General features: G+C 65.7%; 22 protein-coding genes. 8 read left to right on the plus strand and 14 right to left on the minus strand.

Going from position 1 to position 24,603, the window contains the following annotated elements; all coding sequences use genetic code 11:
* Positions 1–2 precede the first annotated feature (2 nt).
* Both ACWDTP_RS06240 and ACWDTP_RS06245 read right to left on the minus strand, forming a co-directional pair.
* Complete coding sequence (locus ACWDTP_RS06240) at positions 3–755, minus strand: WXG100 family type VII secretion target (protein ID WP_450017643.1); 753 nt, start codon at positions 753–755, stop codon at positions 3–5.
* A gap of 159 nt (positions 756–914) precedes the next feature.
* Complete coding sequence (locus ACWDTP_RS06245; RefSeq protein ID WP_450017645.1) at positions 915–1,229, minus strand: DUF4333 domain-containing protein; 315 nt, start codon at positions 1,227–1,229, stop codon at positions 915–917.
* Between the two features lie 303 nt (positions 1,230–1,532).
* Between ACWDTP_RS06245 and mycP the strand changes: the two genes are divergently transcribed.
* The 4 genes from mycP to ACWDTP_RS06265 are packed head-to-tail and all read left to right on the plus strand — an operon-like array spanning position 1,533 to position 6,210.
* The gene (gene mycP, locus ACWDTP_RS06250) at positions 1,533–2,882 is read left to right on the plus strand and encodes a type VII secretion-associated serine protease mycosin (protein ID WP_450017647.1); all 1,350 of its coding nucleotides are present in this window, start codon (positions 1,533–1,535) and stop codon (positions 2,880–2,882) included.
* Positions 2,879–4,273 (plus strand): type VII secretion protein EccE, encoded by a 1,395-nt coding sequence (gene eccE / locus ACWDTP_RS06255; protein ID WP_450017649.1) that lies wholly within the window; start codon positions 2,879–2,881, stop codon positions 4,271–4,273. Before mycP ends, eccE begins: the two co-directional genes overlap by 4 nt.
* Positions 4,274–4,282: 9 nt before the next feature.
* Entirely contained in the window at positions 4,283–5,881 is a 1,599-nt protein-coding gene (locus tag ACWDTP_RS06260; protein ID WP_450017651.1) for a PPE domain-containing protein, read from the plus strand.
* Positions 5,878–6,210, plus strand: coding sequence for a YbaB/EbfC family nucleoid-associated protein (locus ACWDTP_RS06265; protein ID WP_450017653.1), 333 nt, complete (start codon positions 5,878–5,880; stop codon positions 6,208–6,210). Before ACWDTP_RS06260 ends, ACWDTP_RS06265 begins: the two co-directional genes overlap by 4 nt.
* A gap of 28 nt (positions 6,211–6,238) precedes the next feature.
* Here ACWDTP_RS06265 and ACWDTP_RS06270 read toward each other — a convergent pair whose 3' ends face one another.
* The 4 genes from ACWDTP_RS06270 to ACWDTP_RS06285 all read right to left on the minus strand — a co-directional run bounded on the left by ACWDTP_RS06270 (position 6,239) and on the right by ACWDTP_RS06285 (position 12,143).
* Positions 6,239–7,045, minus strand: coding sequence for a secretion protein EccK (locus tag ACWDTP_RS06270; RefSeq protein WP_450017655.1), 807 nt, complete (start codon positions 7,043–7,045; stop codon positions 6,239–6,241).
* A 1,450-nt stretch (positions 7,046–8,495) separates the two neighbouring features.
* The gene (locus tag ACWDTP_RS06275; RefSeq protein WP_450017657.1) at positions 8,496–9,476 is read right to left on the minus strand and encodes a hypothetical protein; all 981 of its coding nucleotides are present in this window, start codon (positions 9,474–9,476) and stop codon (positions 8,496–8,498) included.
* 220 nt (positions 9,477–9,696) lie between these two features.
* Positions 9,697–10,536 (minus strand): hypothetical protein, encoded by an 840-nt coding sequence (locus tag ACWDTP_RS06280; RefSeq protein WP_450017659.1) that lies wholly within the window; start codon positions 10,534–10,536, stop codon positions 9,697–9,699.
* A 149-nt stretch (positions 10,537–10,685) separates the two neighbouring features.
* Positions 10,686–12,143 (minus strand): peptidase, encoded by a 1,458-nt coding sequence (locus tag ACWDTP_RS06285; RefSeq protein WP_450017661.1) that lies wholly within the window; start codon positions 12,141–12,143, stop codon positions 10,686–10,688.
* Positions 12,144–12,397: 254 nt separating this feature from the next.
* Between ACWDTP_RS06285 and ACWDTP_RS06290 the strand changes: the two genes are divergently transcribed.
* The 4 genes from ACWDTP_RS06290 (at position 12,398) to ACWDTP_RS06305 (ending at position 17,439) form a co-directional block, all read left to right on the plus strand.
* A complete protein-coding gene (locus ACWDTP_RS06290) occupies positions 12,398–13,282 on the plus strand; it encodes an FHA domain-containing protein (protein WP_450017663.1) in 885 nt (294 codons plus the stop codon).
* A gap of 68 nt (positions 13,283–13,350) precedes the next feature.
* On the plus strand, positions 13,351–14,055 hold the full coding sequence (locus tag ACWDTP_RS06295; RefSeq protein ID WP_450017731.1) for a sensor domain-containing protein: 705 nt from the start codon (positions 13,351–13,353) through the stop codon (positions 14,053–14,055).
* A 70-nt stretch (positions 14,056–14,125) separates the two neighbouring features.
* Positions 14,126–15,361, plus strand: coding sequence for a DUF7373 family lipoprotein (locus ACWDTP_RS06300; RefSeq protein WP_450017664.1), 1,236 nt, complete (start codon positions 14,126–14,128; stop codon positions 15,359–15,361).
* Positions 15,362–15,411: 50 nt separating this feature from the next.
* Positions 15,412–17,439: a serine/threonine-protein kinase gene (locus ACWDTP_RS06305; RefSeq protein ID WP_450017666.1), complete on the plus strand. Its 2,028-nt coding sequence runs from the start codon at positions 15,412–15,414 to the stop codon at positions 17,437–17,439.
* Positions 17,440–17,457: 18 nt separating this feature from the next.
* Here ACWDTP_RS06305 and ACWDTP_RS06310 read toward each other — a convergent pair whose 3' ends face one another.
* From ACWDTP_RS06310 to ACWDTP_RS06345, 8 genes are all read right to left on the minus strand, one after another.
* Positions 17,458–17,733 carry a DUF4333 domain-containing protein gene (locus ACWDTP_RS06310; protein ID WP_450017733.1) on the minus strand — a complete coding sequence of 92 codons (276 nt, stop codon included), beginning with the start codon at positions 17,731–17,733 and terminating at the stop codon, positions 17,458–17,460.
* Positions 17,734–18,369: 636 nt separating this feature from the next.
* Entirely contained in the window at positions 18,370–18,927 is a 558-nt protein-coding gene (locus tag ACWDTP_RS06315; protein ID WP_450017668.1) for a sensor domain-containing protein, read from the minus strand.
* 134 nt (positions 18,928–19,061) lie between these two features.
* Complete coding sequence (gene eccD / locus ACWDTP_RS06320) at positions 19,062–20,594, minus strand: type VII secretion integral membrane protein EccD (RefSeq protein WP_450017670.1); 1,533 nt, start codon at positions 20,592–20,594, stop codon at positions 19,062–19,064.
* Positions 20,591–22,021 carry an ESX-1 associated ATP-binding protein EpsI N-terminal domain-containing protein gene (locus ACWDTP_RS06325; protein WP_450017672.1) on the minus strand — a complete coding sequence of 477 codons (1,431 nt, stop codon included), beginning with the start codon at positions 22,019–22,021 and terminating at the stop codon, positions 20,591–20,593. Before ACWDTP_RS06325 ends, eccD begins: the two co-directional genes overlap by 4 nt.
* 119 nt (positions 22,022–22,140) lie before the next feature.
* Complete coding sequence (locus ACWDTP_RS06330) at positions 22,141–22,434, minus strand: WXG100 family type VII secretion target (RefSeq protein ID WP_450017674.1); 294 nt, start codon at positions 22,432–22,434, stop codon at positions 22,141–22,143.
* A gap of 34 nt (positions 22,435–22,468) precedes the next feature.
* On the minus strand, positions 22,469–22,786 hold the full coding sequence (locus ACWDTP_RS06335) for a WXG100 family type VII secretion target (RefSeq protein WP_450017676.1): 318 nt from the start codon (positions 22,784–22,786) through the stop codon (positions 22,469–22,471).
* Between the two features lie 89 nt (positions 22,787–22,875).
* The gene (locus tag ACWDTP_RS06340; protein WP_450017678.1) at positions 22,876–24,198 is read right to left on the minus strand and encodes a PPE family protein; all 1,323 of its coding nucleotides are present in this window, start codon (positions 24,196–24,198) and stop codon (positions 22,876–22,878) included.
* Positions 24,199–24,237: 39 nt separating this feature from the next.
* Complete coding sequence (locus ACWDTP_RS06345) at positions 24,238–24,531, minus strand: PE family protein (RefSeq protein WP_450017680.1); 294 nt, start codon at positions 24,529–24,531, stop codon at positions 24,238–24,240.
* Between the last annotated feature and the right edge of the window lie 72 nt (positions 24,532–24,603).

Below are 24,603 nucleotides of genomic sequence, written 5' to 3' on the forward strand. Positions count from 1 at the left end.
TGTCAATGTTTCCTCGTTCGGGGATGTCCTGCACGGAGACCGCCGTCTTCACCGCGGCCAGGTCCTCCTGAAACACCGAGAGTCCGTTGGCAAAGTTTCTCCACTGTGCGGCGGGCGGGGCGCTCGCCGTCGCTGTCCGAGTCGTCTTCGTGGTCGGGGTCTTTTCGCTCGTCTTCGTCCGCTGACGCCGCGTCACCGCCCGCCTGCACTGCCTGCGTCACCAGTCCGGCGATGGTCTGCCCCGCCTGCCCGAGGGACTGCGCCAACTGGCCCGGCACCTGGCCGACAGATTCGCCGGCCTGCGATGCCGCTTGCGTCAGCTGCGACGCCAACTGCCCCGCGGCATCCCCACCGCCAGGCCCGCCCGGACCGCCGCTGCCCGTGAGTCCGGCCGGCCCGGTGGGCCCCGCCCCGGTGCTCGGGGCTCCTCCCGTGGTTGATCCGCCCCCGCCGTCAAACGACGAGGACACCGCCCCAGCGGATTGTTCGTCGGTCTTGGCGTACTCCTTGCCCGCCACGGTCAGCAGATCCGCCATGGTCTGCAGGCCACGCACCACCTGCCCCGCACCGGAATGCCACTGATCCCAGGCAGTTCCGAACGCCGACGCAGCGTCACTCTTCCACCCAGAACCGAGCATCTGACTGGTCTCAAGATCCACGCCGGACAAGCCATCCTGCAGCCGCTGACCGGCGTCGCGCAGACGTGACGCCGCCGAATGCAGCTCCGACACAACAACTTCAACCGACTGGCTCACCCGACGAACCCCCGCTCATAGCGCTGCGGGTTCGAGGTCCGGTGGTGACATTCGTCGACCCCAGGACACGCGCCAGCGCTGAGTAACTCCTTGCCCAGCGATGCTATCCCGCGGTAACCGGTCCCCGTGACACGAATTTGTCCAGCCGATCCGCTCCGCTCACGGCATCGGCTCGTCGTCGACCTTGGCGTCGAATTTCACGTTGTCGCCGTCCACCGCAGTCGCCTTGACGGTCACGCCCAGCTTGGCGCCCTCCGCGGTCAGCTCGCACTTCTGCGTCGCGCCCACCTTGGCTTCCAGGTTCCCGTCACAGGTGACCGAATCGGCCTTGGACCCGACCTGGGCCTCCAGCTGCGTTTTGACCTCGGACGCCAACTTGTCCTTGGCCACGCCGCCGGGCTCGTCGGCGCCGGACGAGCACGCTCCCAACAAACCGGCCGCTACCAGAATCGCCGCCGCCAGAACTTTTCGCATTTGGGTGTCCCCCTCGATCCGTGCCTTCGATTAAGAGCCGATGTTGCGTTTCTCGAATACGGCCCACGCCCCGGTGACAGTAATCGCCACCCGTCACCGACGGTCGGGCGCCCGCAGGTTGCCGCGCGCGGTCCTGCCAATAAGCGTGCTCGGGCTGATCAATGCACCCTTATGATTGCCTGGTTGCAATCAGCCAGCTGGCTTGACGTGAGATGATGCCTTTCACAGCAGATGCAGATTTGTTTGCTGAAAGTGCACCAGCACACTACAAGCGGTTCGAATGTCGTTGGGGGAGTGTGAGGCGTGCAGCGCGTAGCCGTGATGGTGCTGGCTCTGTTGTTGGCCCTGTTGAGTGCGCCGCCGGCGTGGGCGATCGATCCGCCCACGATCGATGCGGGCGCCGTTCCCCCTGATGAGACGGGCCCTGACCAGCCCACCGAGCAGCGCAAGATCTGCGCGGCCCCGACGGTCATGCCGAACTCGAACTTCGCCGACAAGCCGTGGGCGACCGACTACCTGCGGCTGCCGGAAGCGCAGAAGTTCGCAACCGGCGCCGGGATAACTGTCGCGGTGATCGACACCGGGGTGAACGGGTCACCGCGGGTACCTGCCGAACCCGGGGGCGATTTCGTCGACGCAGCGGGCAACGGGATGTCGGACTGTGACGCCCACGGCACGATGACCGCGTCCATCATTGCCGGCCGACCCTCGCCGACGGACGGTTTCGTCGGTGTGGCGCCGGACGCGCGACTGATTTCGCTGCGCCAGACGTCGGTTGCCTTCCAGCCCAAGGGGGCCCGGCAGGACCCCAACGATCCGAACACCACCCAGACTGCCGGCTCGATCCGCAGCCTGGCCCGGGCCGTGGTGCATGCCGCCAACCTGGGCGCGCAGGTGATCAACATCAGCGAGGCCGCCTGCTACAAGGTGACCCGCCGCATCGACGAGACCAGCCTCGGGGCGGCCATCAACTACGCGGTCAACATCAAGGGCGTGGTCATCGTCGTGGCGGCCGGCAACACCGGCCAGGACTGCTCGCAGAATCCGCCGCCCAACCCGTCGATCCCGTCCGATCCGCGCGGGTGGCGCGAGGTGCAGACGATCGTCAGCCCGGCCTGGTACGACCCGCTGGTGCTGACCGTGGGCAGCATCGGCCAGAACGGCCAGCCCAGCAATTTCTCGATGTCGGGCCCGTGGGTCGGGGCCGCCGCCCCCGGCGAGAACCTGGTCGCGCTCGGCTACGACGGCAATCCGATCAACGCGACCCCCGGGGAGGACGGCCCGGTACCGCTGAACGGGACCTCGTTCTCCGCGGCCTACGTGTCGGGTCTGGCGGCGCTGGTCAAACAGCGCTTCCCGGATCTGACCCCGGCGCAGGTGATCAACCGGATCACCTCGACGGCGCGGCATCCCGGTGGCGGCGTGGACAACTATGTCGGCGCCGGTGTGGTCGACCCCGTCGCCGCCCTCACCTGGGAGGTGCCCGACGGCCCGGAGAAGGCGCCGTTCCGGGTGAAAGAAGTGCCGCCGCCGGTGTACATCCCGCCGCCGGACCGCGGCCCGATCACCGCAGTGGTGGTGGCCGGGGTCTCACTGGCGCTGATCCTCGGGATCGCGGCGATGGCCCGGCGCGCGCTGAGGCGACGCCGATGAACTTCCTGCGGCAGTTCGGTTTTCGGTTCACCACCGGCCACGGCATCTGGGCGGCGACGCTGATCCCGGCCTGCATCGCCATCTGCGGGCACTTCAACCTGATGTGGTTGGGGATCACGCTGGCGGCGCTGATCGCGATCTTCTCGGTGCTCACCATCCGCGGTTACCGGGTTACCGGGTGGATCAGGGCCATCTTCTCGTGGCGCCGACGCCACCGCAGCACCCCCGATATCGCCTCCGAGCCGGCCGTGGGGGCGACCGTTCTGCCCGGCGATCACGTCGCGGTACGCTGGCAGGGCGACTATCTGATCGCCGTGATCGAGTTGGTGCCAAGGCCTTTCACACCGACGGTGATCGTGAACGGCAACGCGGTGACCGACGACATGGTCAGCACCAAGTTGGTCGAGGCGCTACTCGAGGCGCACTGCCCGGACCTGGAAGCCGACGTGGTGTCGGCCGGGTACCGGGTCGGCAAGACCGCACCGGCCAGTCTCGTGGCGCTCTACGAACAGGTCGTCGGGCCCTACCCCGCACCGGCCAACCGCCGGACCTGGATCGTGCTGCGCGCCGACCCGGAGCGGACCCGGCGCTCCGCGCAGCGACGGGACTCCGGGGTGTCGGGCCTGGCCCGCTACCTGGTGGCGTCGGCTACCCGGATCGCGGATCAGTTGGCCAGCAACGGTATCGACGCGCGCTGCTCACGCAGCTTCGACGATTATGACAAGGCCACCGAGATCAGCTACGAGAAGGAGACCTGGTCGGCGATCAAGGGCCGCAGTACCTTCACCGCGGCCTACAACGCGCCGGGCGGCCCCGACGTGTGGTGGTCGGCGCGGGCCGACCACACCACCACCCGGGTCCGGGTCCGTCCCGGTGTCGCACCCGCCTCGACGGTACTGCTGACCACGTTGGCCAATCCCGCTACCCCGCGCGGTTTTTCCTGCCTGTATGGCGGGCAGCGAGCGGCGCTGCAAGGCCTCACCCCGGTGACCGACCGGCATTACGAACTGCCGATCGGATCGGCCGGCGTGCTCGTCGGTGAGACATCGGACCGCTACCCGGTGTACATGCCGTTCGACGACGTCGACGTCAGCATCAACCTCGGCGACGCCCGGTTGTTCACGCAGTTCGTGATCCGGTCGGCGGCGTCGGGCGCGGTGGTCACCCTGGGCTCGCAGTTCCGCGAGTTCGCCACCATGATCAACGGCCGGGTCGGCCGGGTGCCCCGCATCGCCTGGCCCGGGTCCACCACCTACCTCGGCCCGCACCAGGGCGTCGGCCGGGTGATCCTGCGGCCCAACTTCATCGACACGCCGCGGCACCGGCAGCTGCCGATCCAGCTGATCAATCCGCGTGAAGAGAGCCGCTATCAGATGGCGCTAGAACAGTAGAGGGACGAGATGGGTGGATCGCATACCTTCCTTAAAGTCACGGCAGAAACCCTGACCGCCAAGGCCGAGGACATCACCGGCACATGGCCGACGGTGCCCGCGGCACCAGTCGCGCCGTGCCAGCTCACCGCCGCCGGTCAAGGCGTGGCGATAATCTGCAGCTCCCGCGATCGCCTCGAGGGAGTCCTCAAGGCCGGCGAGGCCGAGGCGAAACGCTTGGCTGCATGCCTGAAGGCCGCCGCGTCCGCATATCAAACCATCGACGATCACAAGAAGGCAGGACTCGACCGCTCCATGTCCGGTGATGGGTCCGGCCCGGGCCCCAGCACCGAATCGGTGTCGGTCAACCCCGATCTTCCGCCCTCCCTGCCCGCACCGATCGGTCAGAACCCCGCCAAACCCAGTCCGGACGACCACGAGGACTGGATAAAGGCCGTCGATCACATCGCCGCGACCGACCAGGGGGCAAGCCTGCGAGCCTTCGCCGAGGGTCTGGATCAGCTCGCCACCGCATTGAAGGACCGTGCGTCAAAGTCCTCCATGGCCAACGTTTCCTGGGAAGGGGCTGCCGCAGAGGCCGCCGAGGGCGCCCTGCGCAGACACGAGTCGTGGATCTACGAGGTCGTGGCCAAAGCGGAAGAGTTGGCTAAAGAAACCCGCAAACTCGATGACGTTCACCTCGCAGAAAGGGGCACTCATCCCGACGAGGCCGAGAAGGACTTCTTCCTCTCGCAGGACCTGAACTTCCAGGCGAACAATTACGAGTCCTACCAGAACCGATCGGGCGATTCACAGTCGCGATACGCCAACGGGGCCAACCTCTTGGATGTCTACGCTCCCGACCCGCCCGATGGCGCCTACCCCGCAACACCCGTGAAGGCCGCAGACGTCCCTGATCGCAGCCCGCAAACGCCGGGCGGGCCGGGCGCGCCGGGCGGTCCAGGTGGCGGTGGAACGAGCGGAGGCGGCAGCGGTTCCGGGGGCACCGGAGGCGCATCGGGAGGAACGCCATCACCGGCAGGGATGCCCGGCGGCGACCCGGCAGTATCGCCCGCCGGTGCGAATCCGGAAGCGGGCAAGCCCGAGTCGGGATCACCGTCTGGCGGAGGGTCGCCATCGGCTGGTGGCGGCTCACCCGCCGGCGGTGGCTCACCATCCGGCGGTGGACTACCCGGCGGGGGTGCGCCCGGCATGCCGAAGCTCGATGAACCTAGCCTGCGTCCTGCCGGTCTCGGGGGCGGTGGCTCCGGGGCCGGCGGAGGGGCCGGAGGGGGCTCCGGCGCCGGCGGCGGGGGTGGGGGCGGCGTGCCGTCCACGCCCCTGGGGGCGCCGGTCGGTGCGGAAACGGTTGCCGCATCACCCGCCGGAGCGCGCGGTGTCGCGGGGCCGGGTGCGCCCGGGGCTTCGGGAGCACCCGGTATGGGCGGCGGCATGGGCGGTATGGGCCACGGCGCCGGTGGTGGGCAGGGCCAGGGCAAGGAGAAACGCCGTGACCCGAAGCTGGCTCCCGACGAAGACATGTACACCGAGGATCGCGCCCACAGCGAAGGTGTCATCGGCCGGCAGAGCCGCCGCAGGCCCGCACCGGATGGTAAAGGCGACAAATGACCGACGAGATCCACCCGCAGGTGGCGGCAGTGCTCCGTCAAGCGCAGCGCTTGCAGTCGCTCATGGATGACCAGTTGCACAAGATGGACACCGAGACCTTCACTGCTGCAGACGAAACCGACACCGTCGAAGTCACGTTGAACGGCCATCACCATTTGAAGGCGGTCTACATCGAGGACGGCGTGCTGCTGCGTCTGGGCGCTCAGGTCGTCGAGCAACGTGTCAACGAGGCGCTACAGAAGGCCACCGCCGAGGCGAGCGCGGCGATCGAGGCGGATCGGGAGCGGCTCGATGAGACGGTCGCTCAGATCACCGCCGACGATCGGTAGACCGCGTAAACACCTGCACGGCAAATGTTTACGCCGTTACCTGGCTTCCCAGGGCATCGCTGATCAGAACACTGACGTGTTGCCAGTAGATCCAATCGGCGATCGCTGATCGCTGCGCGACCGCGGCAGCCGCGGTATGCGCACGATGAAGCGCCAGTTCGTATTCATGATTCGCGTACGTCACGAACGCCTCAAGGTGTGCGGTACCGGTGTTTGATCCCTTCCGCATCAATGGCTTGATCGACTCGAACCACAGTTGATCGGCCTGGTCGACAGGCGGCGTGTCATCAGCCGGGCGCACCGGCAGCAGATCGGTCAACCCCGTGTCGGGGACCTCGGCGAGGCGGGCGGCCACATCCGGGGCGATAACCTCTAGGCGGCTGCGCCCCTGCATGGTGCCGTTGTCGGGAATGTCGACCGGCGTCAATACGATCTTGGCGGCACCGGGATCAATACCCTGCAACTGCTCCTCGGTCCCGAACACGGCCCGCAAGCGCTGGTCGTGATGCTGCACCCATCCCTGCAGGGCCACATATGGGTGTCCCACCCATTTCGCACGTTCGGCGGGCGGAATCGATTCGTCAGCTGACACCATCTTCACGGTGTCCGGAAGATTCACACCGTTGGGGATATACGCCATCCCGTAGGTGTTCGCCAGAATGACAGTGCCCTCAACCGTCATACCGACGGCCCAGGCGAATTTCCACGGCAGCTTAGGAATCGACGGTGGGGCGTTGAGCGCTGCGGCAATCCGCCGCACCACCTCCAACGGATCGGCACCCGAGGGCCGCAACGCGCGGGCGACGGCGTCCTGTTCGGCCCGCCGGGCCGACACCGGAATCGGCGCAACCTGAGCACCACCCGAGGCGGCGCCGGCCGGAACAACCGGCGGCCCTCCGGGTACCGCGCCCGGTGCCGGAGGGGTCGGCCCAGCCGGCGGAGCTGTCGGTGGCGGCCCCAACGGCATCGGAGAACCCGACGGCGCACCGGCGCTCGGGCCCGCACTCACCGGCGCCGAACCCGCGCCGGGCATGCCCGACGACCCGGCGGCCGGCGTCGGGGGTGGTGCGGCCGTCGGAGCCTGTGCCGGTGGCGGCCCACCGAGCGGCTGTGAGGCTGCGGGCGCACCGAGCGGCTGCGACGGTGAAGTCGACGACTGCGGCGCACCACCCGCCTTCGCGGCGTCAGCCATACCCTTCTGGAGCTGGTCCAGAGGTGTGGCCGGTTTGGCGCCTGCGGCAGCCGGATTCGCCGGAGTGCCAGCGGCTGTCGTTGGTGATGTGCCTTCCGACTTCGAGCTCCCAGTCGAGGTGAGTGATGTCTGCGGTCCTTGGGAACCGCCACTCGTCGTGGACGGCGAGCCAGGAGCACCGCCGCTTGTGGGCATAGCAGGCGCAGTTGGCGTGCTTGGATTGGATTGTCGCGGATCTGCCCCAAGGGTTGACGGTGCAGAAAGATCCGGCGTACTTACCCCGTCAGGTCGGCCACCAGTCGCCGGCCCTCCATCGGTTCGCACCACCGGGGCCTTAGGAGCGCCGCCTGATACCGAGCCACCCTCTACGCCTCCATTGCGCCAAGCGGGCATGCGGGGACCTGCCTGGACCGGCACCGGGAAGGGATCAGGAGCACCTGCAGAGACTGGAGCCCCCTCTACACCAGCACTGCGGTCACCACTCGTTTCCTCCGGTGGCGGTGGGGGAGACGGCACTTTTCCGTCCGCGCCGGGCGTGCCGACAGGTACTTTCAATTTATTCGCTAAGGTTATTGCCGAGTCCGACACGGTTTTAACGTTCTCGTTGTATCCATCGGCAACTTCTTTATCTGCGTCGTCCTGGCGGGTATCTTTCTCATCTTTACCCACCTCCCGCGACATAATCTTCTCACAATTGCGTTGGACCTCTTGCGCCTTCAGGTTCACTAGCCCTTTAGTGCCAGCTATGTCCGCTTCGATTACCCTCAGTTTCGCAATCACATCAGCTATCAGATGGCCATTCCGCTCTTGCTCGCCGATGATTTGACCAGCCTCATCGAGCGCCGCTTGCGCCCCACCGCCCTCCCAGGAGTCGGCTAGCTTCATTTTTTGATCACTTAGGGCGGGAATAACTACCAACGCTAGGCGCAAAAGAAGTTCTTCGAAGTCACGTCGCACCGCAGCAACGTCTTCTTCATCGACGTTCGGCCAGCCTGCACCCGTAACCGTCTGCCCCCCGTAGTCGCTATTATCAGGCTGGATAGTCATCGTGCGTCACGCCGTTCGACTACGAACATCTAAAGCCTTCGTCACGTCAGCTACTAACCGCTCGACACGCTGAGTTAACCATCCCAGACAAACTTGCCGCCGCAGTCGCGAGATAATCGTCGGCCGGAGTGTAAGTAGGAACCGCCTCAGCGATTGCGCGTCGATACTGCACTGAAAGTTGGGCAAAGTCACGAAATATTGGGCTTTCGCTTCTATCGCCCAGAACATTCAGTTGACTAGCAAGTCGTTTCATTATCGGAATAACCTGTTCATTGACAGCTTTTTGTTCCGGCGTCCATTCTCCTGCGGAAATTTCGGGATTAACTTTACGCCAATCAACAGTTTCGTCAGCGAATTGGGTGACAGCGGTATCCCAATCCATACAAACCGGATTCGGACCCGTTAGAAAACGCTGTGGCTGAGCGAGATCCCCTATCGGGGCGACCTCGGTAGGCTCAGCTAGGCGCGTTACAAACGGGCCCCTTGCGGCCGCAGATCCAAAGTCGATCGCTGCGCAGATGTTCGCGATGGAGTCAGCCGCACCGTTCGTGACACGTGCGAGGTGGTCGACAGGTGGCGAGTAAGTCGGAATATTGTCGGCATAAGCACGCGCGTAGGCCATGAACTGCGAATAGAGTTCGCGCATTACTCGGTGCGGGGAAAGTTTCGCCAAAGGCAACATTTGATCGGCAGCTACCGTCATCGCTTGGCCAGCTTCTTCATACTGATTGCGTACTTCCGGGGTCCAAGCAGTGGCCGGAATCGACGAGTCTCGACCCTCCCAACCATTCTTAGTCTTGCTGACCCAGGTGTTGATGATCGGCCTCGCTGCTGCACACGAGGGGTCTTCCGTAATCACCGCCACCGGTCCGGTGTCGTTGGCGCTGGCGATGTCTGGGTTCGCGGCACCAGTAATCGACTGAGGCGTGTCGGTCGGTGACCCGCCGCCACCATTCCCCTTGTCCGCGACAGTCAACGTCACCGCAGCCGTCACACCGATAACCGCCAGCAGCGCAACGGCTCCCAACCCCCACTTCCACCCATTGCCCCGCTTCTTGGGGACCGCGGGCTGCTGCCACGACGATTGTGGAAACCCAGGCCCCGGGTAACCCGAGCCACCACCGTGGGGCGGCTGGTAGGGCCCGCCCGGCGGCATCGAACCGGGGGGCGGAGGCGGCGGAGGCACACTCACCGGTGTACCCCCAGCCCGAGACGACCCCACACCCCAGTCGGGTGAACGCAACTACTCACAAGGCAACCTCCGGTGATGCATCATCCAACCGCCGGTGCCTGGGCATCCCACCGGGAACCGACGGTTGCCCGTGCGGCGCCTCAATCGGCGCCCGCTGATCCTGGCCGGACTCGGCCCCCGCCGCTACCTCCGGCCGCTTATCGTCGTCCCCAGGCTTCTCGCCCTTCGCCTTCTCGTCGTCCTTCTTGTCTTCCGGCTTGTCCTCAGCCGATGCCGGGACGTGCTCGCCAACTGGGTCCCCACCGTCGGCGCCATTCTCGCCGGCGCCCCCGTCACCCTCACCAGGTTTCCCCGAACCCTGACTCGCCTGCTGCACGATGCCCTGCACACCCTGCACGACGGTCTGCGGAAGCTGACCAGCCATGCCGGCCATCTGCATCGGAGCCTGAACGGCCTGCTGCCCGACCTGCATCGCCACACCCATCAACTGACTCAACTGACTCACACCGGCATCGCCACCTCCCGACGCCGCCGATGCCGACGCCGCCGATGCCGACGCGGCCGAACCGCCAGGGCCCCCCGCAGCAGCAGAACTAGCAGGACCAGACAAGCCACCGGCTGCGGCATTGATCTGATCGCTGCCCGCGCCGTCCGTACCGCGATAGGCGTTTCTCGCCGCAAGCAGATTCGCCGCGAACTGCTCCTCACGAGCACGCGTCTCAGCAACCTTCTGCCTGGCATCGTCAGCGATCGTGGGCGTCACCGCCGAAACCAACCAACTCATCGCATCAGGACCCGGAGCACCCTCCGGAATCGCCGGTACCAGCGGCACAGTCACCTCCGCAGGATCCCAATGCAAAGCCGCCTCATCGACCCGCAGTTCAGGAGCCCCCATCAGCCATCCCCTCACACCACCGATGCCAAACCATCAATCAGCTTAACGGTCACCATCCGGGGCCGTGGGCGCATAATTCCTGGGCGTCACCCGTCCCGAGTGACGTTGCCGAAGCCGAGCAGGGTCAGCCGTCCGATGATGACCGATCTTTAAGCGTTCTCTTCCTCGCTGGAATACCGCTCGAAGCAGAGATCCTGCTCATTGGCCAGCCCGGACCGGAACGCGACGATCCGGCTGAAACCCGCAGGTGCGGCATTACCGTCCTCATCAGCGGCCGCCTGGCCGTTGGTCAGCAGGCCCGCCACCGCTTCATCGACATCGCCGGCGGTGAGGACCAGGCCGGGATTGTCCCCGTCGGACTCGAGCATGTGGCGGTGCGCCACCCCGGTCAGGCAAGCAGTCCGCAAACTGGCATATGGGGTGTTGAGAGAAACACTTCGTTCATGTTGGACCGCAAGGGCGTACCGCGACATAACGATGGACAGCGCGGTGTCGTCACCCTGGATCAGAGCGCCCTCGGACTCGTCCTTGGGCTCGGCCAATTTCGACAGCTCATCGAGATCGACCGCGATGGTGTTGGTGTCCGAACAGTACTTCGCCGCGGACCCACCGCAATCGGAGTCGTTGTCGAAGGACAATGTGGGTTTGTTGTCCAGCGGGAAGATTCGGCCGAGTTGGTCGACAAGGGTGGTGATGACGTCGCGGTCGATCGGCACTTCGCCGCTCTGTTGGTCTCCGAGCGAGTCGTTCTGCAAGACCAGCGGCAGGTCGCCGCGGCGACTCTCTATTTCGTCCATATCGATGGCGGCACAGGCACCGGGTCCGTCCATGTAGCCGATCTGGAATGCCGAGACGCGGTCCAGGGCCGTCCCATGCCCCTCTTCGATGAGTTGATCGGTTTCGGGTGTGATGATCGGGTCGCGACTGGCGATCAAACCGGCCAGGACATGGGTCAACCCGTCACCGGTGCTGAGGCTGAATCGCGGGGAGTGGCCATCGGTGACCCACCGCATGTAGTTTCCGGCGAAGCAGTCGGCCTGCTGCTCCCGCACGATCACGTCGGTGAGGATGTTGACCAGATCGGCCATGTTCTGCACGGCGTGGCCATATTCGTGGGCGATCAGGCCGGCGACCGTGGCGTCGCCGAAGTACTTCTTGGTGACCGGAACCATGAAGGCGCGGTCCCATGCCATGAGCCAAAGTTTGGGGCAGAAAAAGGCATTCGGTGAATCGAAGGTGGGCGCGCCACACACCCGAGGGCTGGCCGGATCGTCAGAGTCGTACGACAGCAGATTTTCGACCGAGCGAAAACGCCCGTCGAGAAACTGGTCATAGTTCTCTTCCCAGTATTCGGTGACATCGTTGACGCCCAGTGTTGCGAGCCGGTCGATCTCACCGCCGTCGGTACCTTCCACATCGCCGGTCGGGCTGGCCGCACCGTCGCGGACCCCGCTGGGCCCGTCGACCGCCTCAACTCCCGCCACCCGCAGAGGGTCGTAGAGCGGTGAGGATGCCTGGCCGTTGACCGAGCCGCCGCAACCGCAGGCGAGCGCCGCAACGGCGGTCACCGCAATCACCGCGGTCACGAATCGACGCAGGGTGCTCATCGGCCACCTCTTACTGGGTGTGTCTGCCAGCCCCGGGCTGGCAAATGCGACAGGGACAGCGCGCAGGAGACAACGCGACATTCCCCCGCACACTCCATCGCTTGTACGCTGCGACGGATGCTCCGACCCTATAGCAGCGCGAAGCCGGTCCGATGCACGAATTTCCGGCTCGGCAATCGATGACGCGCAGCTCCGTAGCGCGGTTTCGGGGTAGCGTTCTCGCAGCGATGCGTCAGGAAAGGGGTTGCGTGTCGATGACGCCGGGCAGCGAACAGTCGGTGCCGCCACAGCCGCCCACGTTGATCATTGTTGTCGACGGGAGGCTGTACGTCGTCGAAGCCGCCGATGCTCCGATCACCATCGGACGTGAATCGACCGCGCAGGTGGTCATCGATCATCCGGGTATCTCCACCAAGCACCTTCGCATCGCACCAGCCGATGACGGGACTTGGCAGGCAACCGACCAGAGCACAAATGGTTCGTTTCTCGACGGCGTGCGGCAACGCGAGTTTTCTGTTGTCGACGGGCTGGCGATCCACCTCGGATCCGCCGAGGACGGCATCGCTGTCTCGTTCAGCCTCCGGATGCCCCAGCCTGGCGACGCTGAGGCCGTACCTACCGCGGAACCGCACCCGGAGCCCGATCCCGGGACCACGGCACTGATCGCAACGCATGACCCGGATGAGCAGGTCGTCAACACCACCGCCGCCATCGACCCGCCGATCCTGACCCAGGCCGTCGACGTCGCGCTCGCCACGATCAGCACGACCATGGGGTCGGTGACCGCCGCCGGTTTTCAGGAATGGTCCAGGAGAACACTCCCCGAACTACGCCGCCTGGAGGCGTTGTCGGCGAATGCCGCTCAATCAGCGGCCGGTGCGCCGGAGTTGATGATGACGCTGAGCCGGATCCGCAGGATGTACCGGCAGGTGATGCTGCGCGCGGCAGCGGAGCCGGGCGCAACCTCAGGTCAAAAGCTTTTCCAGGCCAGACACGAAGCGCAGATCACTGTCGACGAGGCCGCGAACGCGATTCAGGTGGCCCCCGCGACGATCTTGGCGGCCGAATCCGACGAGTCGCTGGCTCCCGACGATGCAGCCGCGATCAGACGTCTACACGCGTGGCTCACGCATCTGTAGCGATAACCAGTAGGGGGATACCAATGTCAACACGTGATGAGCTTCGTGCACGATGGCGGCGCGTGGCGATGGTGGCCGGCGCCGCGGCGCTTGCGGTGGCCTGTTCGCCAACCACGACGAACGGCCAGGCTCATCGGGCGGAATCGGATGGCGCCACTGGCTCGACGTCCTCGGCTGCCTCTCCCACGTCCGCGGCTCCCGCACTGGTTCCGTCCGCCAAGGGGCCTGACCTGCTGCTGAAGCGGGGCGAACTCGCCGAGATCATCGGCGAGAAGGAGCTCACCGAGCTGCAGGCCTATACCGAGCCGCGGCTGATGGCAACCAAGATCGAGCCGTGGGCGTGCATGTCGCGCGCGATCGTTACCTCCGAAGGGTTGACCGCCAATAAGCCCGCCGTGACCGGAAACGTCAACCGCGGAGTCGGGGAGCGAACTTGGCAATCTGTCGAGCAGGCGGTGGCGATTTTTCAATCGCCCCACGAGGTGGCTCAGGCACTGACATATATCGAAGACCATTGGCGGCGGTGCCACGACGGCGACATCTTCTTCATCGAGGTCGGTGCAGACAACCAGCGCTGGGTGCCGTACCCGGTGAGCAATGAGTCGGGCCGCCTCGGCACGACCATCAAGCGCGATGGCCTACCACGCAACTGCCACCAGGTTGCAGTCGGTAAGGCGAACGTTGTGGTCGAATCGATGGTGTGCCGTGACGATGACGCCACACCTGCGGCCAACACTGTCGCCGACCGAATTCTTGCCAAGATTCCGGGATAGCCATGCGTCATCCGCTGGGGACACTGTGGGGCGGTAAGTTTCCAAATGTGCCGACGGATCGGGGGCTGCGATGAAGAGTCGGTCGTCGCGTAGTTCTGCGAAAGTCGTCGTAGCACTCGCCGCTATCGCGCTTGTTGTCCCAGGTTGCAGTGCCACCGTTGTGGACGGGTCTGCCCACCTGGCACCTCCCGCACCGGGTGAGGTGGACCTCGCGGCCCTGGACACCGGCAACTACCCCACCAAACCGCGTTCCCCACTCGGGCCGGCCGGGTCTCCTGAACGAGGTGCGGAAGTCGAGGCAGCTCGCATGGCAGAGCATGTCATCGGCCCGTGGGAGGTCGATCCGGCATTGTCGAAGGCGGGTTCGGGGACCAGCGTTCTCAAAGACGCTGACGCGCTCAGACCCGTCATGCTGAGCAGGCATGCGGCGGCTGCGAAAGAACACAACTTCATTTCCGGATTCATCTCGACACGCGACTCGGAACCCAAAGGAACCAGCCTGAGCAACACAGTGATGTGGTTCCCGGACGCCCCGGCGGCATCGGCAGCAGCCGCCGGGTTCGCCGAATTGGACCTCGTGCCCGGCATCATCGATAGGGACGTACCAACCGCTCAACCGGTCCCCATACCGGATCGTCCCGAAACACGTGCCTCGACCTATGAATTCACAAATCTCGGAACTACCGCACCGTCGGCAATCGTCACGGCGTACACGGCGCACGGACCCTTTGTCCTGATGCAAAATGCGCGCAGCGTCGACGGCCTCGACCATTCGGTATCCCTGATCAACAAGACGTTGGATCTCCAACTGCCTGCCATCGACGGCTTTGCTCCCGACGACCCTGCCAAGCGGGCAGACCTGCGTCTGGACGAGACGGGACTTTCGGCCAAAACCGTGCCGCAAACCGACCGTGTGACCATCGGGGGCGTCGGGGACCTGGTGTACGGACCACATGCCACGCTGCACTTCATGGGATCACCGGCGACGTCGAAGGAGTTGTTCGACAGCAATGGCGTGGACCTGCGGAGTGTCGGACGTGCCATCGTCTATCAGGCGCGCGACAACGAAGCCGCCGAAAAAGTCGCCGAGCAGTTCTCCAAGGACGCCGCGGAGTCGGGCGGCACACCGATCGCAGCGGTGCCTCGGCTGGAGGGATCGCGGTGTTCTCAGAGCGAAGGAAGGCGCGTGTCGGTCGTCACGTGCGTCGTGGTCGCAGACCGATACGTCATTGAGGCGCAGTCGCCTCAAATGACCGACGCCCATCAACTAACCGCAGCGCAATACGCGATGCTGGTGGCTTCATGATCGACGCTCGCGCAACTGTCGACGGATCGTAGATCGGGGGACCTTCAGCCATGGCGCTCGACGTGGGATCGGTGGTGGCCGGCTACCGGATCGAGGCTGTCCTCGGTGAAGGCGGGATGGGCACGGTGTATCGCGTGGCTCATCCCACCCTGCCGCGATCGGATGCCCTGAAGGTGCTGCACTCCGACCGCACGCGGGCCGATCATTTCCGGGTGCGGTTCCTTCGGGAGGCCGACCTGGCGGCCCAGTTGGACCATCCGCACATCGTTTCGGTGTATGACCGCGGTGAGACGCAGGACGGTCTGCTCTGGATTGCCATGCAGTATGTGGCCGGCAGCGACGCCGACCGCGAGACGCTCAAGAGCCGGATGACTCCGGCGCGGACGGTGAAGATCGTCGCCGCGGTGGCTGACGCCCTCGACTATGCGCACCGGCGAGGGCTGCTGCACCGTGACGTCAAGCCCGCCAACTTCCTGCTCGCCGAGAACGATGAGCGAATCTTCCTGGCTGACTTCGGGATTGCGCGAGCGGCCGATGACGATATTCACCTGACCCAGACCGGCATGGTCATGGCGAGCCTCGCCTACGCCGCGCCGGAATCGCTGACCGGTGAAAAGGTCGACCACCGCGCCGATATCTACGCGTTGGGCTGCTCGATGTACCGCATGCTGACCGGGAAAACCCCGTTCGCCGGAGACGGCGGCGGCGCCCTCGCCGTGACCACCGGGCATCTATCGCTGCCTCCGCCAAGGCCTACCGACCGGTTGCCTCATCTGCCGCCGGCCATCGACGCGGTCGTCGCCAAAGCCATGGCCAAGGACCCCCGCCAGCGCTATCAATCCGCTCGCGAACTCGCGGCCGACGCGGCGGCAGCGCTCGATGACACCACCACGGTGATCAAGACGCGTCCGGTCCCGCCGGGGCGGGGCGGTACCGGGTGGCCGTCACCACCGTCACCGGTTGCGCCGGCCCAGACCGATCCGCCCTACTACCCGCAACCCGAGGTCACCTATCCGAGCGGCTGGTATTCCGCCCCGAACCAGGTCCATACCGAGGCAGCGCCGTTCGCGGGCCCACCCGCCGAATCGGTACGGCCCAAGGGTTCTGGGCAATCCGGCCAAAGCCGCAAACGGATGCTGATCGCCGCAGCAGTGATCGCCGTCGTGCTGGCTGCCGGGGGCGCGGGAGTATGGGCGCTGAACCGAGGCCCAGGTGAGCCGTCATATTCGGCCCGAACGCTCAGTCACGTTCACGGCACCACTGAACTGACCGCACGGCCGAAGGCGGTGGCCGCGATCGGGCCAGGCGATGCCGACGCCGTGCTCGCACTCGGCGTCCAGCCGGTGGCGATCGGTTCCCCCACCAGCGCGCTACCCGGCTGGGAGCAGTCGGCGGTCACCAGCGACCCGGCCGTCCTGACGGGGTTCACCGATACCTCTGCGGTGGCCGCCGCCAAACCGGACGTCATCATCGCTACTGGAGACCTCGATGACAGCACCTTCGCCAAGCTCGAGGCGATCGCGCCGACAGTGACCCGACCCACCGACGCCGCCGAGAAATGGAGGTGGCAGAACCACCTGACCTGGGTCGGCCAGATCCTCGGGTATGACGACAAGGCCAAGCAACTCATCGACGGAGTGCGGTCACAGCAGGATGATGTGAAGAATCAGAACCCGGCATTTTCCGGGAAATCCGTTGAGGCGGTGATCTACTCGGATACCGGTGTCGCAGAGGTCCTGACTCCGTCAACTGCCGCCGACTACCTGGAGAGCATCGGATTCCGGTATCGGCAGGATCTCGCGACCAAACCCACCGACACCGGCGAAACTCGACCGATGCCCGACCCGGCTGGGGTGTACAGCATCGAGACGGACGCACTCGTCGTCATTCGGACCGACTCCGCTGCCGGCAGCGGGGGTTTCGCCGGATTGCCACCTCAGTTCAACGGATACCAAGGCAAGTTGGTGATCGTCGACGATCCCGACACCGTCGCTGCGCTTACCGGTCCCGGGGGGTATCTCGCCAACCAGCATCTCAACGACGCCCTGGTCCCGGAACTGTCGCGACAGATTCAATAGCGTGGCCCGCAGCGTCACCTACTGAGGGCGACCGACCTCGTATGCGCCGTCATCATCGGTGAACGTGGCGGTGACTTTGCGCGGCTTCCCGTCGATCGTCACGTTGCACGTGAACGTTGCGCCCTTTTTCACCTCTGGATTTTGCCCGTCGTTGCATTTCACGCCGGTGACACTGGCGGCCCCGTAGCCCCTGGTCTTGTCGGTGAGAACATCGTGGACGCCGGTCTGCGCGGCTTCGACGTTCAACTCTTTACCGCCAAGGGCGCTGGGCAGGACAAAGCCCAAGATGGCCACCGCGGCCAATAGCACCACCGCACCGCCAGCGACCAGTAGAAGCGTGCGACGTGAACCCTTGGGCCTGTTCCTCGCCGCCACCGGCGCCACCGGTATGCCCGCGTGCGGCGCCGGACCCCACGACTGCTGAGGGTACGAGCCGGGGGGATAGCCGCCAACCGGTCCGGCGGGCTGCTGGTACTGGCCCGGCGGGTACTGCGGCGCCGCCTGGTGAGGCGGCGGTGTACGCGGAACGCTGGGTGCACTGAACTGCGGGGGCGGCGCACCGGGGGTGCCGAACTGTTGGGGCGCGCTGACATATCCCTGCGGTGGAGGGTTCTGAGACGGCTGCCTTGGTGGTGCCGGTGGCTGCTGGCCCTGTTGCTGTCGATGCCAGGCCGCGGCCTCCATGGTGGCGTCGGTGGGCGACGGACCGGGCGGTGGTTGCTGGGGTCGGCTCGACGCCCGAACTTCGACGGTGGGGGCTGAACCGAGATCGGGCTCAGGCTCAGGAGGGGTGCCAGGTTGCTCGGATTCTGGTGCTGTTGGACGGCCGGGCCAGGCTTGGGTCCCGTCGGGTCCGGGCTGGTTCATGGTTCCCCCTGAGTGATCTGTGTCCGATTGAGCTTAAGGAAAGTCAGTGGCTGCCGAATGCACTTATCCAGGGAACTTCGCGAGCAACCGGTCGGCGATCGCATTTGCCTGAGTCGTGGTGTCACCCTTGCCGCACGCGACCGTTTCCACTGTCACGTTGGCCCGCCTGGACATCACATGCCGACACGTACCACCGGGCACGTCCTGGTTGTCCACAATTGAACTGATGCGGTCGTCCGCGGCGTCGGTGATCTCCCCGGCAACCCAGTGTTGATCGCCGACTGTGAACGCCTGCCCCGGAGGGCAGGACGCCCAATCACTTCGGGTGCGATCGAGCAATGCGGCCGACTCATTACGGTCCGCGAAAACAGCGATGACCTGCGCCGCGATCGGGCCTTCCTTCGCCCGGTTGGTATTTCCCGCCATCGCCTGCGCCACCACGTAGGTAAACGTCATGCCCGCCAACCCTCGGTAGCGACAATTCTCAGGCTCGACACCGTCGGACCTGGGGTCCTGCTCGGTGTGCGACTGAAGCTCGGTCATCTCTGTTCCGCCGACCAACGCTTCCAGTTCACCGCGGGTCAGCAACTTCGCTGCCGCATCAGCGGCGGGAAACACCACCGGAGGCGGTGGAGGCGCCGGCGGCGAGATGCCCAAATCTGCAGCGGGGTACGCACTTCCATTCACCGTCGAGCCACACCCGGCGACGGCCACACAAACCCCAATGACGGTCGCAACATGCCGTGCGCGCGCCATCAGTGCAGGCGCAGGTTTCTCAGCAGGTCGTACACGCCGGCAATCCACAACAGCAGAGGAATCACCGCGGCAATGGCGGCACCGTCGAACAGTTCGAGGATGCGCTTGGTCACCGGGGATGTCCGGCGCGCGCTGTCGGTCGCGCCGATGGTGATCACCGCAACCAGGCCGAGCGCGGCGTAGACCGCCAGTACCATCCAGGCGCGCTCCGGATACCAGAGGCAGAGTCGCACCATCACGCCGGTCGGGACCGTGATCCCGGCGGCGAGCAGCGACCAGGCGCACCAGCGTTCGGCGTACAGCCGGGACCGGAAGCCACAGATGACGGTTACCAGGCCGGCGACGATCATGCTGTGCAGGAAGAAATGCCCCTGCACCACGACCGCGATCGCGCCGACCGCCAGGACCAGCGCCCCGGCCGAGAGGAAACCGATCAGCAGCTGGCGCGTCAATTGGCTGCGTTCGTGCAGCCGCGCAGCCGATTCCGGTACCGACTCGATGATCGCCTTCCAGGTGGGCGACGCGTCGTCGACCTCATCGGGTGTGATGACCGGGTCCAGGAGTTCGTCGTTGGACACGGTCTCGCCGGGCGCCGGGATCGGCGGCAGGGCGATACGCGCCACGGCGACAGTGAGTTTCGCCGCGTTGGTCACCACGATCAGCCCGAACGCGATCGCGCCGGCCGGCACCCAGGTTCCCCACCCGTAGCCGAACGCCACGGCCGCGGCGGTGACCGCGATCGACAGCACCGCCATGAACGAGGCCACCTCGGCGCGCTGGCGCGGGCCACCGCGGGTCGCCAGCGTCAACAGCAACACCACGGCTGAGGCCCCGGCGATCTGTGGAGCCCCGAGCCCGTCGACACCTTCCGGCAACGGAACCGCCAGCGCCGCAGCGCCGCCCAGTAGCACCGTCGCGGCCATCAGGAGGCTCTCGGCCATGTCGATGTTGTCGTAACGGCTCGTCGCCGCGAAACTTCCGCCCAGCATCCCCAGGCCGAACAGTCCCAGCGCCACCGGCCAGAACCAGCTGTGACCGGTCTGGCTCCATGCGACGAGGGACATCACCGTGATCGCAGCGGCGACAATCGGGATAGCCAGTCCGACAAACCGATTGAGCGAACGACGTTCGAAGATCGGGGTTTCGTCGAGGACAGCGATCGCGTCGATCACATCCTCGACCAACGGCCGGTAGCGCTCGGTGCGGCTGACCGACACCAAGGTCAGCAACGAACCGTCCACCACCCCGGCGTCGTCGAGCGATTCGTCGGCCTTCAGCGGCGGCGCACCGGGACGTGCGAACGCCCAGACCCCCTGCTCGCTGAAATCGAACCCGGCCAGGGTCTCTTTGGGTGTGTCCTCAAGCAGATCGCCGAGCACGCTCACGGTCTCGTCGATGTATGTCTCGATCGGCGCCGATGCGGGCAGCACCAGATCGGTCAACCGCTTACCGGTGAGGACCGTGACCCGGGTGGTCGACGGCCGGCCCGGCGTCACACTCGACGAGTCGGCGGCGGCGGCGGTGGCGGTCAACGGCGTTCAAGCCTGTCGAAGTCGTCTGACAGGGCGGCGGCCAGCTCGGTGATGCGCCGCTGGAACGTATCTCCGAGCAGATCCAGCTGGATCTCGGTACCCGCAGCGATGTGCTTGTCCCACGGCAGCACCAGCACCCGGCCGGGCGGGACATGCCGCTCGAACTGCTGCACGAGATCCTCGACGTCGACATTCGGCTTACCCGGCGTGACATGGTTGATCACCACACAGGACCGGCCGAGCAGATCCTGATATCCGTTCTGACGCAGCCAATCCATCGTGACCGCGGCCTGGCGGGCACCATCGATCGATGCGCTCGCCACGATCACCATGCCCGAGACCGTGGACAGCACACCGCGCGAGGACTTCTGGAACAGGCCGGCACCGCAGTCGGCGAGAACCAGGTTGTAGTAGCGGGACACGACGTTTGTCGCGCCCTTCCAGTCGTCGTCGTTGAACTCTCGTTGGGCACCGCTGTAGTCCTCCGAGGACAACACCTCAAGGTTGGAGGAGTTCATGCTGGTGTAAGCACGAATGTCGTTGTAGCGGGCCAATTCCTGATCGGCCAACAGATCCGAGACGGTCGCCGCCGACTGCCGCCCGGCCCGGTCGGCGAGATTACCGCCGTCTGGGTCGGCGTCGATCGCCAGGATGCGGTCACCGCGGATCTTGGCCATCGCCGATCCGAGCGCGACGGTGACCGCGGTCTTGCCGACGCCGCCCTTCAGCCCGAACACGCCGATCTGATACGAATCACGCGCATTACGGCGGATCCGGTTGTGCAATTCCAGTTCGTAAGTCTCGTCGGGCGACAGCCCCATGTTGATCCGGGTCATGAGATACAGCCAGCGCCGCCAACCCCGCTGCGAGGGCATCTTGACCGCGGTCTTCACCCCGACGTGTGACAGCGCGTCGATGGCGCGATGGTTGCCCATGGAGGCGGCCGACGTGGGGCCGGGCGCGCTGGGTGCCGGGATGGCCTGGCCTGCGCGCCATGCCCCGCTGATCTCCGGATCGAAATCGTTGAACTGCGACGGTGCCGGCCCGGGCGCCACCCGCGCCGCCGGTTCGGGCATCGCCCGTTGCTGTTCATGGCGCGCGCCCGCTGCGAACTGCTGCTGCCCCTGCGGAGCCCGCAACAGGGGGTTCTGCGGCCACTGCGGTGCGCTGGCCGGCGGCGGCGGCATCGGCGGCGGCATCTGCGGCGCGGTCTCGGCATGCCGGGACGGCGCCGCCTGGGTCTGTGTTTCCGGCGCGGTCGGCATCGGCGTGACCGGATGCTCGGTGGAGCTTGCCTCGTTCACCGGTACCGGCCTGGTCGACGAGATCATGTTCGCAATGGCGTCTCGGTCCACGGTGATCGTGGCATCGTCGACCGGCTTGTCCGGTTCCGACGAATGGAAGAGCCGGTCATAGTCGGCCGACATTGGAACCCCTCAAAGTAAATGCAGATGGTTGTGATCTTTACACCCAAGCACACATGGTGGGCGGGTTCGACCCGGCTTACCCAGGTCGACTTCCGCCCACCAGTTGTGCATCGCGAGAACTAGCCACCGAACGAGCTGGCGACGCTGCCTTCGGTGTGCATCATGGCCTGACCGGCCTCGCTGATGGTGTTCGCGAGGTTCGACAGAGCGGTATTGAGCTCAGCGGCGGTGGTGTCCCAGCGCATCTGAACGGACTGGTACGAATCCAGACCTTGACCCTGCCACACCGACTGCAGCGCCGCGAGGGATCCCTTGCCCTCCGTCAGCAGACCCTCAACGACCTTTGCGGACCCGTGCACGTCGCCCGCTGCACCTTCGATCGCACCGAATGTCCATACCTGCTGTCCTGACATAACTCACTCCTCCTGATTAGTTGGTTGGTCGCGATCAGTGATTCAGGCCGAGGCTGCTCGCGACCTGATGCACGGCGGACGCCTGATCCGAGTCGGTCGCGGTGTACTGGGTACCGGAACCATGAATGTTCGTAGAGATATCGCTCAGTTCCTGCCGCTGCTTCGCCGCGGCTTCCTGGTACCGGAGGAACGCCTGCTGCACCGCGCCACCCGATTCCCCTTGCCACGTCGACACGAGGCCGCCGGCGACACTGTCGACGTGCTTCATCACGCCGTCGAGTTCACCCGCGATCCGATCGAAGTTGCTGGCCTCTTTGGCGAGGACTGCAGCATCTGTTTCCATGTTCGTCATTTGAGTTCGTCCCTTTCTTCCTGTGTCCCCACCACAGAATGGCGAGTCTCCCGACCCCTAGGCCGGAAAGTCTGTTATCGGTCGACGACTCACCAGTCGTCGTCATCGTCGGCGTCGTCGTTATAGGTGAGCGCGGTCGGCGCGACAATCCCGTCCTTGTTCGGCTCACTCTTCTTGTCGTTCTTGCTCGCGGGTGCCACCGGAGCGCCGCCGCCGGAACCGCCGCCGACCGGTGCGACCGGGCCACCCGCACCCGACCCGGCTCCTCCGAGCATCGGCTTCGGCTCCCCGCTGATGCCCAACATTCCCGACAACAGCGGTGTGCGCGCCGGTGTACCGCCCGCGCCGGGTAGCGACGCAGCTCGCACCAGACCGGCTCCCGAGGCCGGCCCGCTGCCGCCCAGCATCGGGTGACTGGAGAACGGACTGGCCCCCATCAGTCCGACCTGCATGGTCCTGTCGGCGCCGCCCATTCCGCTGAACTGGCTGACCATCTGGGTGACCTGCTGCAGCGGCTGGGTGATCGTCTGCATCTGACTCTGGAACATCTGGCCCAACTGCGCTGGAACCTGGGCCGCCTGCGACCCCATCTGCATGGCCATCTGCATACCTTGCTGCATGGCCTGGCCACCCTGCTCTTGCTGACCCTGCTGTTGGCCCGCCTGTTGGCCCTTCTGGGCTCCGCTCTCGGCCGCGCGCTCCGCACCGTCGATTCCCGACCCGATACGCCCGGCCGTCAACTTGGCGGATTCGGCGCTGGCCAGCATCCCGAGCCCCGTCACCATTCCATTACGGAGCACACCCTCCGCGGTCCGCGGCGCCGTCGAGGCGAGCACCGCAGCCGCACCGGTCTCGCCCACGCCGGGTATCACGATCGGCTGCATCGGCATGATCGGCTCGAACATTAGGTTGGCGGTGGTTTCGGCCTGATAGCCGTCCATCGCTCCCGCTGCCTGATTCCACATCCGGACGAAATAGTCCATCTCGTTGAGCCCGATCGGCACGGTGTTGATGCCGAGGAAGTTGGTGGCGTTCAGGGTGGCGTTGGTGACGTGGTTCTGCTCGATCTCCGGGATCGGCGGCGTCGTCGCCATCGCCAGACTGTAAGAGCTCGCCTGAGCCCCGGCCTGCAGCGCCCGCTTCTGGGCCTGCATTGCCGTCGTATGCAGCCAGACGACCATCGGCATGGTTGCTGAGACAGCGCGTTCGCTTGCTGCGCCGCTCCACACCGATGTCAGATTGCTGAGCGCCCCAGCCAACTCGGCTGCCTGGCTCTCCAACAGGACCGCCAGACCCTCCCAGCCCGCTACCGCCTGGAGCATGGGCGCCGGGCCGGCACCGAGCATCAAGCGCGCGGTGTTCACCTCCGGCGGCAATGCGGCCCAGATCGGCGGCAGTGGAAGCGCGACCATTGGCGATGACCTATCTACTGGCGAGCGCGGCTCGGCCGGCTAGAACGTGGTGGCCTGGGCCGCATCAACGGCGGCATATGTGGCGGCGGCCTGCGAATACGCCGTGCCGGCGCGCGCCAGCTCTTCCTGCGCGAACGTGTTCTGCGTCAGGGCCTCGACACCTTCGAACGCGAAGCCGGCGGCAGCCATCAACGAGACCTCGTCCGCTCCGGCAGGCGCCAGTCCGGTCACTGCCGCCGAGGCGGTGGTGCCACCGGCCAGACCACGGGCCGCGTTTGCGATGACCTGTGCCGCGACGGCTTCGGCACCCGGATTGTGCATCAACGGTTCCATTTGCGTGGACTCCTTTTCGTTTTCACAAATCTTATGGACAAGCACTCGCGGACGGTATGGCAGCGATTTGCC

Source organism: Mycobacterium sp. NPDC003449 (genome assembly GCF_053588415.1).

Bases quoted from the DNA above. Each gene is read 5' to 3' on its own strand.
- ACWDTP_RS06345 (WP_450017680.1), bottom strand. From the start codon at position 24,531: ATGGAACCGTTGATGCACAATCCGGGTGCCGAAGCCGTCGCGGCACAG.
- ACWDTP_RS06245 (WP_450017645.1), bottom strand. From the start codon at position 1,229: ATGCGAAAAGTTCTGGCGGCGGCGATTCTGGTAGCGGCCGGTTTGTTG.
- ACWDTP_RS06305 (WP_450017666.1), top strand. From the start codon at position 15,412: ATGGCGCTCGACGTGGGATCGGTGGTGGCCGGCTACCGGATCGAGGCT.
- ACWDTP_RS06300 (WP_450017664.1), top strand. From the start codon at position 14,126: ATGAAGAGTCGGTCGTCGCGTAGTTCTGCGAAAGTCGTCGTAGCACTC.
- ACWDTP_RS06260 (WP_450017651.1), top strand. From the start codon at position 4,283: ATGGGTGGATCGCATACCTTCCTTAAAGTCACGGCAGAAACCCTGACC.
- ACWDTP_RS06325 (WP_450017672.1), bottom strand. From the start codon at position 22,021: ATGTCGGCCGACTATGACCGGCTCTTCCATTCGTCGGAACCGGACAAG.
- ACWDTP_RS06340 (WP_450017678.1), bottom strand. From the start codon at position 24,198: ATGGTCGCGCTTCCACTGCCGCCGATCTGGGCCGCATTGCCGCCGGAG.
- ACWDTP_RS06265 (WP_450017653.1), top strand. From the start codon at position 5,878: ATGACCGACGAGATCCACCCGCAGGTGGCGGCAGTGCTCCGTCAAGCG.
- ACWDTP_RS06290 (WP_450017663.1), top strand. From the start codon at position 12,398: ATGACGCCGGGCAGCGAACAGTCGGTGCCGCCACAGCCGCCCACGTTG.
- ACWDTP_RS06330 (WP_450017674.1), bottom strand. From the start codon at position 22,434: ATGTCAGGACAGCAGGTATGGACATTCGGTGCGATCGAAGGTGCAGCG.
- ACWDTP_RS06335 (WP_450017676.1), bottom strand. From the start codon at position 22,786: ATGACGAACATGGAAACAGATGCTGCAGTCCTCGCCAAAGAGGCCAGC.
- eccE (WP_450017649.1), top strand. From the start codon at position 2,879: ATGAACTTCCTGCGGCAGTTCGGTTTTCGGTTCACCACCGGCCACGGC.
- ACWDTP_RS06285 (WP_450017661.1), bottom strand. From the start codon at position 12,143: ATGAGCACCCTGCGTCGATTCGTGACCGCGGTGATTGCGGTGACCGCC.
- ACWDTP_RS06280 (WP_450017659.1), bottom strand. From the start codon at position 10,536: ATGGGGGCTCCTGAACTGCGGGTCGATGAGGCGGCTTTGCATTGGGAT.
- ACWDTP_RS06295 (WP_450017731.1), top strand. From the start codon at position 13,351: ATGGTGGCCGGCGCCGCGGCGCTTGCGGTGGCCTGTTCGCCAACCACG.